Origin of the sequence: Pseudomonas flexibilis (genome assembly GCF_000802425.1) — a bacterium.
Lineage (GTDB): Bacteria > Pseudomonadota > Gammaproteobacteria > Pseudomonadales > Pseudomonadaceae > Serpens > Serpens flexibilis.
In genome coordinates, this window is record NZ_JRUD01000013.1 from 12832 (window position 1) to 29992 (window position 17161).

Annotated in this window: 16 protein-coding genes; 11 read left to right on the forward strand and 5 right to left on the reverse strand. The window is 65.5% G+C overall.

The window, feature by feature from the left end; genetic code table 11:
* Positions 1-254: 254 nt before the first annotated feature.
* From SF06_RS09295 to SF06_RS09305, 3 genes are all read left to right on the forward strand, one after another.
* Complete coding sequence (locus tag SF06_RS09295; protein WP_039560970.1) at positions 255-1538, forward strand: tyrosine-type recombinase/integrase; 1284 nt, start codon at positions 255-257, stop codon at positions 1536-1538.
* A gap of 736 nt (positions 1539-2274) precedes the next feature.
* On the forward strand, positions 2275-3246 hold the full coding sequence (locus SF06_RS09300; protein WP_039560972.1) for an integrase domain-containing protein: 972 nt from the start codon (positions 2275-2277) through the stop codon (positions 3244-3246).
* A 5-nt stretch (positions 3247-3251) separates the two neighbouring features.
* Positions 3252-3542 (forward strand): hypothetical protein, encoded by a 291-nt coding sequence (locus SF06_RS09305; protein ID WP_324606695.1) that lies wholly within the window; start codon positions 3252-3254, stop codon positions 3540-3542.
* A 63-nt stretch (positions 3543-3605) separates the two neighbouring features.
* On the opposite strand, the gene SF06_RS09310 is transcribed toward SF06_RS09305, so the two are convergent.
* The 5 genes from SF06_RS09310 to SF06_RS18580 all read right to left on the reverse strand — a co-directional run bounded on the left by SF06_RS09310 (position 3606) and on the right by SF06_RS18580 (position 10674).
* Positions 3606-5969 carry a DNA polymerase II gene (locus SF06_RS09310; protein WP_039560975.1) on the reverse strand — a complete coding sequence of 788 codons (2364 nt, stop codon included), beginning with the start codon at positions 5967-5969 and terminating at the stop codon, positions 3606-3608.
* A gap of 272 nt (positions 5970-6241) precedes the next feature.
* Entirely contained in the window at positions 6242-7597 is a 1356-nt protein-coding gene (locus tag SF06_RS18570; RefSeq protein WP_211253771.1) for a hypothetical protein, read from the reverse strand.
* Entirely contained in the window at positions 7594-9744 is a 2151-nt protein-coding gene (locus SF06_RS18575; RefSeq protein WP_211253772.1) for a DEAD/DEAH box helicase, read from the reverse strand. The genes SF06_RS18570 and SF06_RS18575 overlap by 4 nt, the downstream gene beginning before the upstream one ends.
* Positions 9731-10513, reverse strand: coding sequence for a HamA C-terminal domain-containing protein (locus tag SF06_RS09320; protein ID WP_039560978.1), 783 nt, complete (start codon positions 10511-10513; stop codon positions 9731-9733). Before SF06_RS09320 ends, SF06_RS18575 begins: the two co-directional genes overlap by 14 nt.
* A gap of 17 nt (positions 10514-10530) precedes the next feature.
* Positions 10531-10674, reverse strand: a complete 144-nt coding sequence (locus SF06_RS18580) for a hypothetical protein (RefSeq protein ID WP_156143276.1) — start codon at positions 10672-10674, stop codon at positions 10531-10533.
* 349 nt (positions 10675-11023) lie between these two features.
* On the opposite strand from SF06_RS18580, the gene SF06_RS09325 reads away from it, so the two are divergent.
* The 8 genes from SF06_RS09325 (at position 11024) to traD (ending at position 17160) form a co-directional block, all read left to right on the forward strand.
* Positions 11024-11563 carry an STY4534 family ICE replication protein gene (locus tag SF06_RS09325; protein WP_039560979.1) on the forward strand — a complete coding sequence of 180 codons (540 nt, stop codon included), beginning with the start codon at positions 11024-11026 and terminating at the stop codon, positions 11561-11563.
* 82 nt (positions 11564-11645) lie between these two features.
* Positions 11646-12131 (forward strand): RadC family protein, encoded by a 486-nt coding sequence (radC, locus tag SF06_RS09330; protein WP_039560981.1) that lies wholly within the window; start codon positions 11646-11648, stop codon positions 12129-12131.
* Between the two features lie 126 nt (positions 12132-12257).
* A complete protein-coding gene (gene pilL2, locus SF06_RS09335) occupies positions 12258-12755 on the forward strand; it encodes a PFGI-1 class ICE element type IV pilus protein PilL2 (RefSeq protein ID WP_052199766.1) in 498 nt (165 codons plus the stop codon).
* The gene (locus SF06_RS17725) at positions 12752-13390 is read left to right on the forward strand and encodes a hypothetical protein (protein ID WP_052199767.1); all 639 of its coding nucleotides are present in this window, start codon (positions 12752-12754) and stop codon (positions 13388-13390) included. The genes pilL2 and SF06_RS17725 overlap by 4 nt, the downstream gene beginning before the upstream one ends.
* 10 nt (positions 13391-13400) lie before the next feature.
* Positions 13401-14093 carry a TIGR03759 family integrating conjugative element protein gene (locus SF06_RS09345; RefSeq protein ID WP_081993418.1) on the forward strand — a complete coding sequence of 231 codons (693 nt, stop codon included), beginning with the start codon at positions 13401-13403 and terminating at the stop codon, positions 14091-14093.
* Entirely contained in the window at positions 14075-14626 is a 552-nt protein-coding gene (locus SF06_RS09350; protein WP_039560985.1) for a lysozyme family protein, read from the forward strand. Before SF06_RS09345 ends, SF06_RS09350 begins: the two co-directional genes overlap by 19 nt.
* The gene (locus SF06_RS09355) at positions 14623-15057 is read left to right on the forward strand and encodes an integrating conjugative element protein (RefSeq protein ID WP_052199768.1); all 435 of its coding nucleotides are present in this window, start codon (positions 14623-14625) and stop codon (positions 15055-15057) included. The genes SF06_RS09350 and SF06_RS09355 overlap by 4 nt, the downstream gene beginning before the upstream one ends.
* A 3-nt stretch (positions 15058-15060) precedes the next feature.
* On the forward strand, positions 15061-17160 hold the full coding sequence (gene traD, locus SF06_RS09360) for a type IV conjugative transfer system coupling protein TraD (protein WP_052199769.1): 2100 nt from the start codon (positions 15061-15063) through the stop codon (positions 17158-17160).
* Position 17161: the final 1 nt, after the last annotated feature.

Consider the following 17161-nt stretch of genomic DNA (forward strand, 5'->3'; position numbering starts at 1 on the left):
AGTGCTCGAAAACGCAAAAGCCCCGCAGTGCGGGGCTTTCAGCGAATCAGATGGCGGAAGCGCAGACCGCCTTATTTACTTCCAGCCATCACCACCAAAATCTTCACAAACCGCCTTGCGGCCTAGAGATAACGGGGGTTGTGACCTAGCCTCATCCACAAAGCGCCAGTGAGGCACAACGAAAGCCAGCTGCAAAGGTGTGGGTCAGGGTGTGGGTCAGAACAACGTCCAAGGGTGTGGGTCAGGGGGAGTGAATGCGGAAATTGACCGTTCGAACAATCGAGAGCCTGGTTAAGGCCCGTATCCCCGGATTGACCGGCGACGGAGAGGGCTTGTACTTCCAGATCAGCAAGACAGGCGGCACAAGTTGGGTTTATCGCTACAAGATCGCCGGCAAGGCTCGCACGATGGGCCTGGGTCGCTACCCGGAAACCGGTCTGGCGCAAGCACGCGATAAGGCAGCCGAAGCACGCAAGGCATCCAAGCTCGGCATAGACCCGCTTGCGGCCCGTGATGCCGAACGCGAGCGCCAGCAGGTCGAGGCCGAACGCGAGCGGCTACAAATCGTGGAGGAGCGCGCAGCGATGGAGCGAGCCAAACTGCGAGACATCACCTTTAAGACCGTGGCCGCCGACTACATAGCAGTTCACCGTGCCGGCTGGAAGAATGCCAAGCATGTGCAGCAGTGGGAAAATACCCTTGCCACCTATGCCGAGCCGATTATTGGCCACCTGCCCACATACGCAGTCACCACCGAACATCTTCTGGAAATCCTGCAACCAATCTGGGCAGAAAAAACCGAAACCGCTAATCGTGTGCGAAACCGGATCGAACTGATCCTGGACGCAGCCAAGGCACGCCGCCTGCGCGACGGCGAGAACCCGGCCCGCTGGCGCGGACACCTGGATAAACTGCTACCCAAGCGCGCAATGATCCAGGTGCGACAACACCACGCAGCGCTACCGTGGCCGAAGCTGCCAGAATTTATACTTGAGTTGGCGAAGCATGATGACCTGACCTATCACGCCATGCGCCTGACCATTCTCACCGCCTGCCGGACATCCGAGGTGCTGGGGGCAACATGGAAAGAGATTGATCTCGAGTCGCGTACCTGGACAATCCCTGCTGCACGGATGAAGGCACGCAAGGAACACCGCGTACCGCTATCCGAAGCTTCCCTCGATCTACTGGCCAGCCTTCCATGTATCGAGGGAAGCCCCTACCTTTTCCCCAGCATTCGAAAAGGTCGACCACTATCGAATATGGCAATGCTGATGGGGCTGCGCCGCATGGGGCGCAGCGACCTCACCATGCACGGTTTCCGCTCAACCTTTCGCGACTGGGCAGCCGAGAACACCCACTACCCGCGTGAAGTTTGCGAACTGGCGCTAGCGCACACGGTCGCCACAGGTGCGGAAGCCGCTTATTGGCGCAGCAATGTTTTTGAAAAGCGCCGCGCCCTTATGGCTGACTGGGCGACCTACGCAACCACCGCGCCAACAACAAAGGTCATTCACGGTGATTTCAAGCGAGCATGAGCCAACCGTTATGGCGCATATTGCTTGACCCACCGGCTCGCCGCTGCTTTATTCCGTCAGGTAAACCGCTGTCGTTGACAGCACCCAGGTAGCCCGAACCTTCAAGGCTGCGCCGTAAAACGGTGGTTCAACCCAAGTGCGTTCAGCATCCGGCAGCGCGCACGGTTGCCGTCCTCTCGGCGATGGATGCCAGTGTCCTCACCCATGCTCAGCGCGTTTCGAGCGAATCGTTGCACCTGCTGCAGTCCCTCTCCCTGCCCTAGCCGTTTCTGGGTTGCGACAGCTAACGCCCGTCTCTGTAGCTCCGACACAGAGACGGGCGCGAAAACAGCGCCGCAGCCCAGGTCCTGCACGCAGTACGGGCATCTCCCCCTGCGACAATCCACGTGACAAACGTGGTTCTGCCGCCCACCACATGAGCTGTACGGCTGCTGACGTTCTCCCGCCGGAGAACACCTGGGTGACGCTCAGGCCAGACGCAACCAACCCGCTCATGTGCCTTGTCCCGCTCGACGTCCCCCGGCAACGACTCGTCCCCGTTGCATGCCTCCATCCGCCGTTTCCCTAGGAAATTCCGGAGGTTGGACGAACAGCTCGCCCATCCAGCGCATGGATACCTCACAGGCCGCTGGGGCCTCAAACCCAGAAAACACTAAACGACCCAAGGCGGGGATACGTGAGGAAGCCCCTGGCGAGTCCAGGGATCTGTCGCAGATCATCGAACAGGGATGAGGGAATGTCGCATTTCACGAACCAGGACAAACGCAACTTCGGTTACGGCCGGCAGCTCAACTACGCCGGGCTTCAGGCGCTGCGTGACAGCTACGGTGCCGGCCGCTTCGCAACCGTGCAGGCCCATGGCGAGCGCTGGAGGCTGTTTGCAGCCTGGTGCAGCCAACGGCATGGCCTGAATGACGCACGCCATCTGAACCAGGCGCTGCTACAAGACTACGCGCGCCACCTCAGCCAAGCAGTGGCGCAGGGCGAACTGGCCGTCAGTACCGCGCAGAATCGCCTGTCCACCGTCAACCGCACCCTCGAAGTGCTGCGCGGTGATCAGCAGGTACGCGTCAGCCCCAGCGCAGCCCTGGGTCAGAACCGCTGCAACCTGCGTACACACGCACCCCAAGGGCAGGAGCGCGGCCAACTGCTCCCACTCCGCCAGACGCTACGAGAACAGGGCTTCACACGGGTGGCCGCCATCATACATCTGGCACGCGAGGGCGGCCTGCGCCTGCGCGAAGCCATTCTGGCCGACCTGCCCCGCCTGCAGCGCGAAGCCGCACAACACGGCAGCCTCAACATCGCAGACGGCACCAAGGGTGGCCGCCGAGGCGCCGCCGCACCACGCTGGATACCGGTCAGCGAAGGTCTGCGCCAGGCACTGCTGCAAGCCGCGTCAGTCGCCCCGAAGGGCAGTCGCAACCTGCTCGAGCCCGGAGAACGCTACGTCGATTTCATCCAGCGGCAGGTCCGCCCGGCTCGCAACCTGCTGCAGTGCCACGGCATCAAGGGCTTCCATGAGCTGCGCACGGCGTATGCCTGCGAACGCTACCAGCAGATCACCGGGCAACCCGCCCCGGTGAATGGCGGGCAACTGCTTCGAGAGGACAGAGAGAAGGATTACCGCGCCCGCGAGCGGATAGCCCAGGAGCTGGGACACAACAGGATTGATGTGGTGGCCGCCTACATTGGTGGCCGGCGATGAATGATATGAACCTGTTCTTGCGCGATGTGCTCACCGGCGCAAAGGCCTCCCGCCAGCGCCATCTGCGTCAGGCAGCCCTCCTTCAGCAAGCGATCGATCAGCACTGGGGGCTGGCCAACCCACACCGCTGGCAAGCCAAGCACCTGCGCTGGTTTCTGGAGGAGCACAGCGTCACCCTCTCCCCCGCCAGTCGTTATCGCTACTGGCTGACCATTGTGCTGATTGCCCGCCGCCGGCATCGACTTCACGAATGGCAGCCTCATTTGCATGGCCCATGGCAACGACCTGCTGGTTAGCTGCCCGCGGCGATGTCGTGTTGTTCACCAGCCTCCCAGCCTCCCTGGGGCGCAAGCCTCGCCTCAGAACAGATCCATCTGCCCGTCCACTAAACGCTGGAAGTCGCTGTGTACGAAGGGCAGGATGGCGTCGGCCACTGGCTTGAGCTGGCGCGTCACGTAGTGGTCGTAGTCGATTGGCGCCTGGCGATTCTCCAGGGGCTCGGGGCCGCTAACGGTGATCACATAGCTGATCCAGCCACCGCGCTGGTACTGCAGCGGGCGTCCCTGGCGGGCGTTGAACTCATCGGCCAGCCGTGCCGCCTTCACATGGGGCGGCACGTTGCGCTCATAGTCGTCCAAGCGCCGGCGCAGGCGCTTGCGGTAGATCAGCAGCTCATCCAGCTCGCCCGCCAGGGTGCCGCGCACGTAGTCACGCACGTACTCCTCGTAGGGTTGCCGCCTGAAGATGCGCTGGTAGAGCTCCTGCTGGAACTGCCGGGCCAGCGGCGACCAGTCGGTGCGCACGGTTTCCAGGCCCTTGAAGACCATCTCCTCGCTGCCGTCGGCACGCTGCACCAGTCCGGCGTAGCGCTTCTTGCTGCCCTCCTCGGCGCCGCGGATGGTGGGCATCAGGAAGCGCCGGTAATGGGTCTCGTATTGCAGCTCGAGGGCACTGTCGAGGCCGAACTCGCTAGCCAGATGGTGTCGCCACCACTGGTTGACCTGCTGCACCAGCTCGCGGCCGATGCGGCCCGCCGCCTCCTCCGCGTGCCCGCTGCCGAGCCAGACGAAGGTGGAGTCGGTGTCGCCGTAGATTACCTGGTAGCCGCGCGCCTCGATCAACTCGCGGGTGCGCCGCATGATCTCGTGGCCGCGCAGGGTGATCGAGGACGCCAGCCGCGGGTCGAAGAAGCGGCAACCGCTCGAACCGAGCACGCCGTAGAAGGCGTTCATGATGATCTTCAACGCCTGCGCCAGAGGCTGGTTGCCGTCGCGCTTGGCCCGGTCACGGCCTTCCCAGATCCGCGTGACGATCGCCGGCAGGCTGTGCCGGGTGCGCGAAAAGCGCGCGCCACGGAAACCCGGCACCGAATGCGCGTCATCGGGCTGGCGCAACCCCTCGATCAGGCCGACCGAGTCGATCAAGAACGTGCGGATGATGGACGGGTACAGGCTCTTGTAGTCCAGCACCAGCACTGACTCGTAGAGGCCCGGGCGCGAATCCATGACGAAACCACCGGGGCTGGCTTCCGGCATGCGTTCACCGAGGTTGGGCGCAACGAAACCCTGGCGGTGCATCAATGGCAGGTAGAGATGGGTGAAGGCCGCCACCGAACCGCCGCTGCGGTCGGCCGCCAGGCCGGTGACCGTGGCCCGTTCCAGCAGGAACGTCAGCAACTCGGTCTTGGCGAAGATGCGCGTCACCAGCTCGCAGTCCTTGAGGTTGTAGTGCGCCAGCGCCGGCTTGTCCTCGGCGAAGCGGCGATCGATCTCCGCCATGCGCTGGTAGGGGTTGTCGATCGCCTTGCCCTCCCCCAGCAGCGTCTGCGCCACGTTCTCCAGGCTGAACGAGGGGAAATTCCAGGTCGCCGAACGCAGCGCCTCGATGCCGTCGATGATCAGCCGTCCGGCGGCCTCGGCGAAGAAGTGGCTGTTGCGGCTGCCATGTTCGCGCCAGCCCATCTCGTCGCCACCGCGCCCCAAGCGCAGCGGCACCTTCAGGCGCTGGGCGTGATCGCGCAGTACGCGCAGGTCGAACTGCACCAGGTTCCAGCCGATGATGGCATCGGGATCATGGCGCGCCAGCCAGTCGTTGAGCCGCTCCAGCAATTGCGCGCGGCTTTCGCAATACTCCAGGTCGAAATCCAGCGCGGTCGGTTCGCCATTGGCCGGGCCGAGCATGTACACCTGGCGCTGGCCGCAGCCCTCCAGGGCGATGGAATACAGATCGCCGCGGCTGTTGGTCTCGATATCGAGGGAGGCCAGCCGCAGGCGCGGTCGATAGTCAGACACGGAGCGCAGCTGGGCCTCCCGCAGCAGACCGTCGTCGCCCAGCGTGCCACTGAAGCACACCGGCGCGGTGATGAAGCGCTCCATGAGGAAACGCTCGGGCGGACGGATGTCCGCCTCGTAGACATCCACGCCTGCGGCCCGCAGCGTCTTTTCCAGACGCAGCAGCTGGCGGTACTGAGGGCAGTAAAGCCCGAGCATCGGACGATGGCGGAAATCGCAAAGCCCAAGCTCGCGCAGCTCGGCATCCGGCTCGCCGTACAAGAGTTGCTCCACGCGCTCGCGCTGTTCGGCCGGCACAAAGGCCACCGCTGGCTGCACGGGAACCCGCACACGACAGGGACCGTTATCGGTCGCCAGCCAGAACTCGACCTCGATGCCCGCAGGCGTGTCGCGCCAGTGCCGCGTCAGCACGAAACCCAGTTGCCCTTCCACGCCAATGACCTTGAGAAAAATGCTGACGAGAGAATTCTACGTACTCGGCGGTATGGCGGCGAACGCGTGTCTGGCAATGCCAGCCAAGGCAGCTTCTCTGCGGCAGAGGCGAGGTTGAGCGGTAGCGGCGTCGCAGGCGAAAGGGCCCCAGAGAGACAGCTACCGACCTACAGCGGACATCCGTTGGCAGAGTGTCCCATTGCATAATCGATCCCCTTAAGCCACCCCACCCACTAACTGACCGATAGCGCCGGCTAACTAACCTGTCCCTTTTACGCATCTGCGGGCGGCCAGCGCAGTTTTCCGCGGCCGACGCGCAAGGCTTCCACGAGCCTGGTCTTGCCCAGCAACCGGCCCGAGAAGAGGCTGGGCTTGGGATCGACCGCCGGCTTCTTGAAGGCGGCGACCCGCTGGTAGTCCGGGGTTGCCAGCCAGGTCCGTCCGTCCCCGTCGTCGGTGACGATCCGATAGAGACCGGCGGGCGGGGCGGCCTCGATGTCGAGCAGGCGCTTGTAGCGTTCGACCGACCACTTCTGGATACCGCCGCTGAGAGCCTCGGTTCGGAAGCGCGCCCATAGCGCGGCGGTGTCGGGCGTCGGCCAGTCGCCGGCGTCGGTGTAGGCCATGATCTCGTCGGATTCGAGCCAGGCCCGCATTTCCGCCGGGGTGACGAAGACCGGCTCGGCGTCCTCGATGGCCACCATAGCCGCGCGCCGTGACGGCAGGCCCGAGCGGATCAGCATTGCCATCATGAATCGCGGGACGCCGGTTTCGACTGCCGCCGCTGCGCCGCCCGCCACCGTCTCCGGCGACCAGCCGAGGGACATGCGGCGGGTGCGGACGGCTTCCAGCGCCCAGACCAAACGATAGGTGAAAGCCTCTTCGATCGCGCGCATGTTCTGCGATCCGATCTTGGAGACCTCTTCGCCGGACACCCAACTACGCAGGATGGCCTTCCAATTCGCCGGCAACGCGTTGGCCTTGTCGGGGATGAAGGGCCGCATGAACAGCAGCCGCTCGCCGAGACCGCGGAGCGCGTCGACGAGTTCGTCGATGTCGCCGCTTAGCGCCGCCTCGTCTGCCCGGTCGAGCAGTTCGGCCAGCTCGTCGGCCATGGCGTCGATAGTGAGGCCCGCTTCGAGCCCGACGCCCATGGCGAAATGCCCGCGCCGCGCCTGCGCCGTGGTGGTCTTCCAGATGAGGTCGGCGCGCGCTTCGAACACTTTCTTGTGCAGAGGGGCGACGTCCTCGTCCTCGCGGGCGATCTGGCGGGCCCAGAGCGATCCCTTAAGCGCCTCGTCCAGAAGCTTGGGTAGATCGGCGCGATCGGCGTCAAGCGCTTCGATCAGGCCGAACACGGTCGCGTCGAGGCGTTCGACGAGCTGAAACAGCGGCTCCTCGTCGATGGTTTCCTCCTCGTCGACTTCATCGTCGTCATCGGCGCCAGCGTCGGCGTCGTATTCCACGGCGGCGGCCAGCCGCTCGGCCACCTCGACTTCTTCGTCGGGTGATCTCCAGGCCTCGCGGGCGTTGGCGAGATACTCCCAGGCGTCGGCGCGATCCAGGACGCCTTCGCGCGACAGGCGCTCAAGGATCTCGGCGACGATCTGGATGAGGCCGCTCTTCAAGGTTCGGGCTTAGCGGAGGCGACCAGCCTGCGCCATTCGCGCTTTCGCCAGTCGATCCGGTCGAACATGACATGGACGATCAGCCCTTCGACGTCGACGAAGGCGCGCCCCGCGCGGCCGGCGACGTTGGCGAACTCCTCGCCTTTGATCTTCTCGCCCGCCCGATAGAGCGCGGGCACCAGCAGGACGGCGGCGTTGAGGTTGAGGCCCTGCGAAAGCGTGGGTGAGGCGACGATCACCTTCAGCACGCCCTCAGACAGGAGAATTTCCAGCTCACGCAGGAACGGGCTCGGCAGCCGGCCATGGTGGATGGCGACGCCCGTCTTCAAGCTGGCCACGGCGGGATGATCCTCGCCCAGCCATTCCTTGCCGACCTCCAGGGCGCGGGCGATCGACGCCTCGTCATCTAGCAGCGAGTCCAGATAGCCGCGCTTGCAGAGGTCCACGACCTGTTTGCCGTAGCTCTCGACCCAGTTCGCCTGGGTGGAGAAGATCAAGGTGCGCTTGCCCTGGCTCGCAAACTCCCACGCCGCGAACAAAGCGAGGTGCGAGTTCTTGCGTGGATAGGGCTTGTTCTCCCTCCCGCGCGCTGGTTTCTCCACGACGAACTTGTCGAGGAAGGGACCATCGTCATCAAGGTCAAGCCGCAGCAACGCGTCTTTGCCACGCCAGGAGAGTGCGCCGAAGCGCTGGCGCGTGGGACGCCAGTCGGAACGCACCGGCTCACCCGGTTCGTCGGAACGAATCCAGGCGGTGAGGTCGTCGAGTTCGTCGCCGCTCGGCAGGATCGCGGAAAGACAGACGATCCGGCGTTCGGCCGCGTCCGCGCGCCGAAGCAGGCGCTGCACGAGCGTCTCGTAGCGGATTTCGCGCTCACTCGGACCGATCATGTGGCCCTCGTCGAGGACGATCAGGCCTACATCGTCGATCAGCGACGGGTCACTTCTCAGCGCGAAGTCGAGTTTTTCGGGCGTCGCAATGATGATCTCGCGGGTACGCAGGGCGTCTTCATCACCGGCCGAAAGGCCGCTGGCGCCGTAGAGCGAGGAGACGCTGAAGCCGAGGGGCGCGAAGGTCTTCCTGAAGGACCTCTCGGTCTGAGCGGACAAGGCGCGCAGCGGCGTGACGATCAGCACCCGGCGCGCCGAGGACAGGGTCATCAGCGTTGCGATCTCGGCTACCCGCGTCTTGCCCGCGCTGGTGGGCAGGGCGACGACCAAGTCGTCCATGACGTCCGTGGAGCGCTGGGCGGCTTCGCGCTGCGAGGGCCATAGCTCCACCTCCGAGGTCTTGCGGGCATAGAGCGAGGAGATGAACAGCCGCCGCAGGTCTGGATATTTTTCCTCTGTACCCTCGGGGGGCTCGGTCGGCAGGTTCTGGTGCAACGAGTGCTGCCACAGGTCGTCGATCAGGTGATGGCAGAGGTTCGATATCCACCACAGCGGAACATTCTCGGCGTTGCCTGCCAGGCTGACTGCCGTGGCGAGCAAGGCACGTGCGCTTTCAATCGGCTCGGGTTCGCCCGTCTCAAGCGCGAAGTCGAAAAACGCCAGGGCCCGGCAGATCGTCGTGTTGAGGATGGTCGACAGCACCTCGTCGACGTCGGGGTCTTCGCCCCGTAGCGCCTCGGCGATCTGCTCGCCGCCATGAGCCGCGTCGCCGAGCCATTCGCGAGCGAAGCCGCGCAACTGGTCGAGATCTCGCAGAATCAGATGGCGGATCGCCGTTTCGCCCGGCGAGGTGTTGAGGTCGTCCGCCGTCTCATTGAAGAGCGAATAGGCGACAGCCGAGAAGCCGGCCAGATGGTAGGCAGCGGCGGCGATGGTGCGGCGGAACCCGCGTTCAGGCGCCTCGGGGTCACCGTTGCGCACTAGGGCTTCAAATGCGTTGGCGGCGCGCTCGAAGGCCTTGCTGGTCAGCTCCGAAGCGCCAGCCTGAGCGCGCAGGGCCATCGCGCCTCGGAGCAGGGCGAAGCCGTGTTCGGCGAGATCGGTTTCAATTGTCGCACCAAGGGGCGGTGCGTTCGGCGGCAGCACGCCCTCGTCGCGCATGAGCGACCAAGCCGCGCCGCGATAGAGGAGGCGCCCAAGGATGCCGTCGACGGTCGCGGTCGTCAGGAACGCGGTCAGTTCGTCAATCGTCTCCAAGGTCTTCTGCCTCCAGGTACATAGCCGCGATGAAGTCTTGGTGGTCTTCGACGTGGATGTTCACGACGTAATGGTCCCGATTGGTCCCAGTGGCGTCGAGGTCCTCCTTCAGCGAGGCGTGGGGGCCGTTGCCCGAAACTGTGAAGAGCATGTGGTCGATGCGATCGGCGCGCAGCGACTTCAGGCCGACCTCGTCGCGCAGGCTGCGACCCAGTACGTTGTCGTCAGGGTCGTTGCTCTCCAGCAGGCGGTTGGCGACGAACAGCAGAGAGTCGGGCGTGCAACGGCCGTTGTCGCGGTTAAGTACCTTGCGGGCGCTCGTGACCGTGGCCTTGCCGAGTACCTTGTTGCTCTTGGCTTCGCCTTTCAGAAGCCAGAGCTTCTCGCCGGCCCCATCGTATCCGGCGCCGATGAAGTCATCGCCGCGCATGGCCATGTTGCGGCCGTCTTTGTAGCGAAGGCGACGCACGGGGACGCGAAGGCCGATCTCTTCCTCAACAAGCTCGGTCGCGAGAATCTCGCCGAGATCGCCGGAGCGGCCCTTGGCCGTTTGAGGCATTTCGGCGCTGAGGATTTCACTGGCGACCTTGTATCCCAGTCGCTTCACATCTTCGGCGATGAGTTCGAGTCGATCGTAGTGAGAGCGGATGGTCTCGGCGAGGTCATCGCGGATCTCGTCGCGGCCACCATCCTTCTCGACATAGGTCCAGTAATGCTTGCGCTTGTCCTTTTTTTTGGTGGACTTGCACCACTTCTTATACAGCCCCACTGCGTTCCCTCGATCAATCAGCCCCGATCGCTGATAGCGATAATGCGCGGTGTCGAACGCACCGTGGCGACATGATTATCCAGTATGCACGCCTCGTGCGGTTTCAGAAAATATCGCGTGTTGGGGAGCAAGAAAATGCGGCGCAGCTTGTCCATCAACATTCGCTGCGATCCATCGTCAGCCAATGGAAAATGGCTTCGATTTTGAGCCTGCTTGACGCCCCCAAGCACCACTGCTTAAGTCCCCCGGCAAGCCCCGTCATTGACGGTCAAGCCCAGATAGTCACGACCTTCGAGGCTATGCCCGCAAGGGTTGGTCAACCCCAGTGCGATCAGCGCTCGGCAGCTCGCACGGTCACTTCGGTGATGAGCGCCATTTTCATGCTGCTGGCCTCTGCCCGCCCCGCTACATCGCCATGGGATCCGCTGTGGATCTTCGCTTCCTGCTGTCTGCCCCCGACGGGATTCATCCCTGGCGGGGTGATTCCCCAAACACCCTGGAGAATCCGTCATGACACAGAACACCTCCGAAGAATTGAAGTACTTCGACCTGCACACCCGAGGCATCGGCTACCTGAACCGCATTCGCGAGGTTCAGGTTCGTCGTGGACCTGGATTTATGGCGTGCGATATCGCCGCGCTGTATGGCCCGGCCGATGCCGTTCAATACACCCGCTTCGACTGCAAGGTGACTGGCGCGGAAGCCGAGCGCCTGGTACGCCGCTGCTGGGATGCCGTAAACGCTCAGAAAAAAGTGCTGGTGGCGTTTCGCATCAGCGACCTGTGGGTCGATCCGTTTCTCTACGAGAAAGGCGAAAGGGCCGGTCAGCCAGGCGCAAGCCTCAAAGCCCGTCTGCTGTACCTGGGCTGGATCAAGATTGACGGCCAGTTGGTCTACAAAGCCGAGCCTCGTCCGGGTGACGCTGCCGAGCCCGCCCGTCCCGAGCCGGCTGAAGCGATTGCCCAGCAACCCGAGCAGTCCACCCCCGCGTCCAGTCCCAAACCCAAGCGCTCCCGCAGTAGCGCCAAGACCAATGCAGCCACGCCGTAACGGCTGAGCCCTACCCATCCCCCTGGCAGGATCATCACCCTGCCAGGGCGGTGTTCCTGCCGTCATTCGCAGGAGACACCCCATGAACGCACCCCTTTGCCTGGTGGAAAACGAGGACGCGCAGCGCGCCCGGGAAGACCTGATCATTGTGGAGGCCTCATTGATCCTGGATCGACGCATGTTCACCCGCGGACCGTCGTTGCACACGCCCCAGGATGTCCGGGACTTTCTGAAACTCAAACTGGCCGGCCACGAGCACGAGGTGTTCGCCAGCGTATTTCTGGACAGCCGCCACCGGGTGATCGCCTTCGAGGAGCTGTTTTTCGGCACCATCAACGGCGCCAGCGTGTACCCCCGGCAGTTGGTCAAGCGCGCGCTGCATTGGAATAGCGCCGCAGTGATCATCACCCACAACCACCCTTCCGGCTGCAGTGAGCCGAGCGAAGCGGATCGCCACCTCACCGAGCGCCTCAAGGACGCCCTGGCTCTCATCGATGTGCGCGTGCTGGACCACTTCATCGTCGGCGCAGGCCATCCTCTGTCACTGGCCGAATACGGCTGGCTGTAACGCGACGGCGCCCACGGGCGCCGTTGTTATTTGCGTGCCATAAAGCGAGACGATGGGTTTCAGGTTTTCGCATGCCTGGCCCGCCGGGATCTGCCAACGTCAGGCCTCCCCAAAGGAGACCTGTCCATGTCTCGTCAGCTTCTTCTTGCCTCGGTCTTCAGCCTGCTTGCCGGTTGCGCCGCTCACTCGGCCCCGGAAGCGGACAGCGCCCCCGCCGTCATCGCCGAAACGCACGCAGCGCAGCGGATCAGCCACGCACGCTACACCCTGATCAGCACCGAACCGCTACCCGAACAGCTGGATCTGCTCGCCCAGATCATCGACATCCGCATCCCCGCCAACTTGAACCCGACCGTAGGTGAGGCGCTGCGGCATCTGCTGCAACGCACCGGTTACAGCCTCTGCGCGGAGCCGAGCGATGGGCCGACGCTGTACCGGCATGCCCTGCCGGCGGCCCACTACCAGCTCGGCCCCCTCCCCTTGAAACAGGCGCTGCAACTGCTCGGCGGCCCAGCCTGGCAGCTCACCGTGGATGACCGCGAACGCCAAGTGTGTTTCCGCCCCCGCGGCGAACTCGACCCGCGTCGCCAGACATCACAAACCACCCCGGGAGAGCGCTCATGAAAACCCGATACTGGGCGGCAGCTCTGTTGAGCCTGGGCACCTGGCTGGTGATCGGCAGCGGACTCCTCCATCACCAGCAGCGCCTGGATGAACTGCAACGACAGCAACTGGACGCTACCCGGCTGCCAACCCTCCAGAGTGAACTCGATGCCCTGCGAACCACCCAGACACAGCTTCAGAGCGAGCTGGATGACCTGGTCAACCAACTGACCACCTTCAACCAGGCTCAGGCGCAGCTTGATGAGCGCCTAACCCGCCAACAGACTCAACTGACGGCCCTGCTGAACCCGCCTGAAGACCCGCGCTGGCACAGCCTGTCCCTGCGTATCCAGCAGCTGGAAACCCGCACCACGCAGCCGCCCAAACCCGTCGCCAGCGCGCGCAAGCCGCCACAACGCCCTGCCCCAGTCCGTGCCGCACCAGCCTTGCCCGCGCTGCCGCTGCTGATCGGTGTTGAGCTGCGCGGTGCCGAACGTTTTCTGGCCGTAGCGCCAGCCGGCAGCCGGACCCTCAATGAGGTGCGTCTGCTGCGCGCTGGGGACCGCATCGACGCCTGGACACTGCGGCGCCTCGAGCGCCAGGCCGCCGTCTTCGCCTCCCCCGGCCAGCCCGACCACACCCTGGCCCTGCCCTGAGGTGCTGCGCATGCCCGTGATCTTTCTGGTACTGCTGGGCCTGCTGGCCGGCAGCGCGCATGCCGAGCCGGCCGAAACCCAACGACTCGACAGCACGCGGCTCACCCTGCAACAGAGCGGCAGTGAAGCCGCCAAGGCCTGGGGTCTGACCGAGCAGGAATGGACCCGCTTCGAAGAGATCCAGCGCGGCCCGCGCGGCTACTGGAGCCCGAACCTGGATCCGCTCACCGCACTGGGCGTGGAAGCCCGTGACGAAGCCGAGCGTCAACGCTACGCCGAACTGCAGGTGCGCCTGGAAGCCGCCCGCGCCGAGCGCGAACTGGCCTACCAGCGCGCCTACGACGAGGCGTGGCAGCGGCTATATCCAAGCCTGCTGCCGATCCAGGGTACCGCGACGCCGCTGCACAGCCCGGTGGTCAATCGCCTGGCCCTGTTCGTCGGCCGTGACTGCGCCCCCTGCCGCGAACGGGCCCGCCAGCTGCAGGCCGGCGGCAGCGCCTTCGATCTGTATCTGGTCGACAGCCACAACGATGACCAGCTGCTGCGCGACTGGGCGCGCCAGGCCGGCATCGAGCCCGCGCGCGTGCAGCGCCGGCAGATCACCCTCAATCACGCCCAGGGTCTCTGGCAGCGCCTAGGCCAGGACGCGCAACTGCCGGCCAGCTTCCAGCAGCGGGAGGGCCGATGGCAGCGCCTCGACTGAGCCTGCTCCTGCTGGCCCTGCTCGGCAGCGCCCAGGCGCGGGAGCTGCCGCCGGCGACCTACCAGCGGATCGCCGAGCAGGCCGGCATTCCCGCCGAAATCCTCTACGCCATCGCCCTGCAGGAAAGCGCCCTGCTGCTGCGCGGCCAGCTGCGCCCCTGGCCCTGGACGCTGAACGTCGCCGGCCGGCCCCAGCGCTTCGCCAACCAGCCTGCCGCCTGCCGGGCCCTGCATCAGGCGCTGACCACCACCCCGCCGACACGCATCGACATCGGCCTCACGCAGATCAACTGGGGCTACCACGGTCAGCGCTTCGCCAGCCCCTGCGCCGCGCTGCAGCCGATCCGCAACCTGCGCGTTGCCGCCCAGCTGCTGCGCGAGCAGCACCGGCGCAGCGGCGACTGGCTGCGGGCCGCCGGGCACTACCACCGCCCCGCCGGTGGCGCGCCCGCCGCCCGCTACCGGCAGGGCGTGGCGCGTCACTTGGCCCGCCTGAAATTTCCCCTTCCCCCCGCCACGGAGGCACGCCCATGACCCCCGCCCGCACCCTCGCCAACGCCCTGCTGCTGACCCTGGCCGGCGGCACCACCCTGGTCGCCGCCCAACCGGCCCCACAACACGAAAATCTGCGCTACGACGAAAGCGCCATGCTGCCGGTGAGCAGCCCCAGCCTCAGTCCGGGCGAGGTGCAGCCCCGCACTCTGCAGCTGCCGGCGCTGACCCGGCTGTTTCTGGTCGGCGACGATCCGCGCTCACTGGCCTGGCTCGAGCACCACGCCGAACAGCTACGCCAGCTCGGCGCCGCCGGCCTGGCGATACAGGTGGCGGATATGCAGGCCCTGCAGCGCATCCGCGCCGCCGGCCCGGGGCTGACCATCCTGCCGGTCAGCGGCGAGGACATCGGCCAGCGTCTGGGCCTGCGCCACTACCCGGTGCTGATCCGCAGTAACCGCCTGGAACAGTGAGGCATGGCCGAACAGGTGCTGGAGTCCCGGCTGCGCCCGGCGGTGGAGCTGTACAGCGTCGCGGTCAGCGCCGGCGCCGCCCTGCTCTGTCTGCAGACCCCTTGGGCGGTGGCCCTGTCACCGGCTCTGGGGCACTGGAGCGCGGCGGGCTTCGCGCTGTTCGGCCTGTTGCGCCTGCGCCAGGCCGGACAGGTGCTGCGCTACCGCCGCCATATCCGCCGCCTGCCGCGCTACGCACTGACCAGCCGGCAGATCCCGCTGAGTCGCCAGCGGCTGTTCATGGGTCGGGGTTTTCGCTGGACCCGCGTGCACACCCAGCGCCTGGTCGAGGCGCAGGAACCGGCGGTGGCCCGCTACCTGCGCCAGCCCTGGCCCCACCGGCTGGCTCGGGTCCTGGAACAGCGTCTGGAGCACAGCCCGCCGCCGCTGTCCTGGCTGACACGCCTGACCGCGTGCGACAGCCCGCTCAACCCGTTGCGTCCGCTGCCGCCGGTGGGCGGCTCGCCGCTGCTGCACGGCGTGGAGCCAAACGAAACCCACGTCACGCTGCCGCTCAACGAACGCGTCGGTCACACCCTGGTGCTGGGCACCACCCGCGTCGGCAAGACCCGTCTGGCCGAGCTGTACATCACCCAGGACATTCACCGGGGCGAGGTGTGCATCGTCTTCGATCCCAAGGGCGACGCCGACCTGCTCAAGCGCATGTACGTCGAGGCGCGCCGCGCCGGCCGCGAGCGCGAGTTCTACGTCTTCCACCTGGGCTGGCCGGACATCTCCTGCCGCTACAACGCCATCGGCCGTTTCAGCCGCGTCACCGAGGTCGCCTCGCGCATCGCCAGTCAGCTCAGCGCCGAGGGCAACTCGGCGGCCTTTCGGGAGTTCGCCTGGCGCTTCGTCAACATCATCGCCCGCGCCCTGGTTGAACTCGGCCGGCGCCCGGACTACCTGCAGATCCAGCGCCACGTGATCAACATCGACGCGCTGTTCATCGAATACGCCGAACACCTCTTCGCCCGTCAGGACGGCGAGGCCTGGCCGCAGATCCTCGCGCTGGAAAGCCGGCTCACCGAGCGCAACATCCCGCGCCACATGCAGGGCCGCGAGCGGCGCGTGGTGGCCATCGAGCAGTACCTGGCCAGCCATCGTCTGTTCGATCCGGTGCTGGATGGTTTGCGCTCGGCGGTGCGCTACGACCGCACCTACTTCGACAAGATCGTCGCCAGCCTGCTGCCGCTGCTGGAGAAGCTCACCACCGGCAAGACCGCCCAGCTGCTGGCCCCCGACTACAGCGACCTCGACGATCCGCGGCCGATCTTCGACTGGCTGCAGGTGATCCGCAAAGGCGGCATCGTCTACGTCGGCCTGGACGCGCTGAGCGACGCCGAAGTCGCCGCCGCCGTGGGCAACTCCATGTTCGCCGACCTGGTGTCGGTGGCCGGCCACCTCTACAAGCACGGCCTCGACCATGGCCTGCCGCCCAGCCACAAGCCGCAGCGCCCGGTGCCGATCAACCTGCACGCCGACGAGTTCAACGAGCTGATGGGCGACGAGTTCATTCCGCTGATCAACAAGGGCGGCGGCGCGGGCATTCAGGTGACGGCCTACACCCAGACCCTGAGCGACATTGAGGCACGCCTCGGCAACCGCGCCAAGGCCGGCCAGGTGATCGGCAACTTCAACACCCTGCAGATGCTGCGCGTGCGCGAAACCGCCACCGCCGAGCTACTCACCCAGCAGTTGCCCAGGGTCAACGTGCTGACCAAGACACTGGTGTCCGGCGCCACCGACACCGCCGACCCGAGCGCCAGCACCGACTTCACCTCCTCCTCCCAGGACCGGGTCAGCAGCACCGCCGTGCCGCTGCTGGAGCCTGCGCACCTGGTCAGCCTGCCCAAGGGCCAGGCGTTCTCCTTTCAGGAAGGCGGCCAGTTGTGGAAGGTGCGCATGCCGCTGCCCAAGCCGGCACCCGACGACGCCATGCCGGAGAACCTGCAGGAGCTCGCCCGGCTGATGCGCGCCAGCTACAACGACAACGCCGGCCAGTGGTGGCGCGCCAACGGCAGCGCAGCGCAACCGCCGGCCGCCGCGCAGTCAGCGGACTGAA

Coding starts and splice junctions, on each gene's coding strand:
- SF06_RS09325 (WP_039560979.1), top strand. CDS start 11,024: ATGACACAGAACACCTCCGAAGAATTGAAGTACTTCGACCTGCACACC.
- SF06_RS18580 (WP_156143276.1), bottom strand. CDS start 10,674: ATGTTGATGGACAAGCTGCGCCGCATTTTCTTGCTCCCCAACACGCGA.
- SF06_RS17725 (WP_052199767.1), top strand. CDS start 12,752: ATGAAAACCCGATACTGGGCGGCAGCTCTGTTGAGCCTGGGCACCTGG.
- radC (WP_039560981.1), top strand. CDS start 11,646: ATGAACGCACCCCTTTGCCTGGTGGAAAACGAGGACGCGCAGCGCGCC.
- pilL2 (WP_052199766.1), top strand. CDS start 12,258: ATGTCTCGTCAGCTTCTTCTTGCCTCGGTCTTCAGCCTGCTTGCCGGT.
- SF06_RS09305 (WP_324606695.1), top strand. CDS start 3,252: ATGAACCTGTTCTTGCGCGATGTGCTCACCGGCGCAAAGGCCTCCCGC.
- traD (WP_052199769.1), top strand. CDS start 15,061: ATGGCCGAACAGGTGCTGGAGTCCCGGCTGCGCCCGGCGGTGGAGCTG.
- SF06_RS09300 (WP_039560972.1), top strand. CDS start 2,275: ATGTCGCATTTCACGAACCAGGACAAACGCAACTTCGGTTACGGCCGG.
- SF06_RS09345 (WP_081993418.1), top strand. CDS start 13,401: ATGCCCGTGATCTTTCTGGTACTGCTGGGCCTGCTGGCCGGCAGCGCG.
- SF06_RS09355 (WP_052199768.1), top strand. CDS start 14,623: ATGACCCCCGCCCGCACCCTCGCCAACGCCCTGCTGCTGACCCTGGCC.
- SF06_RS09350 (WP_039560985.1), top strand. CDS start 14,075: ATGGCAGCGCCTCGACTGAGCCTGCTCCTGCTGGCCCTGCTCGGCAGC.
- SF06_RS09295 (WP_039560970.1), top strand. CDS start 255: ATGCGGAAATTGACCGTTCGAACAATCGAGAGCCTGGTTAAGGCCCGT.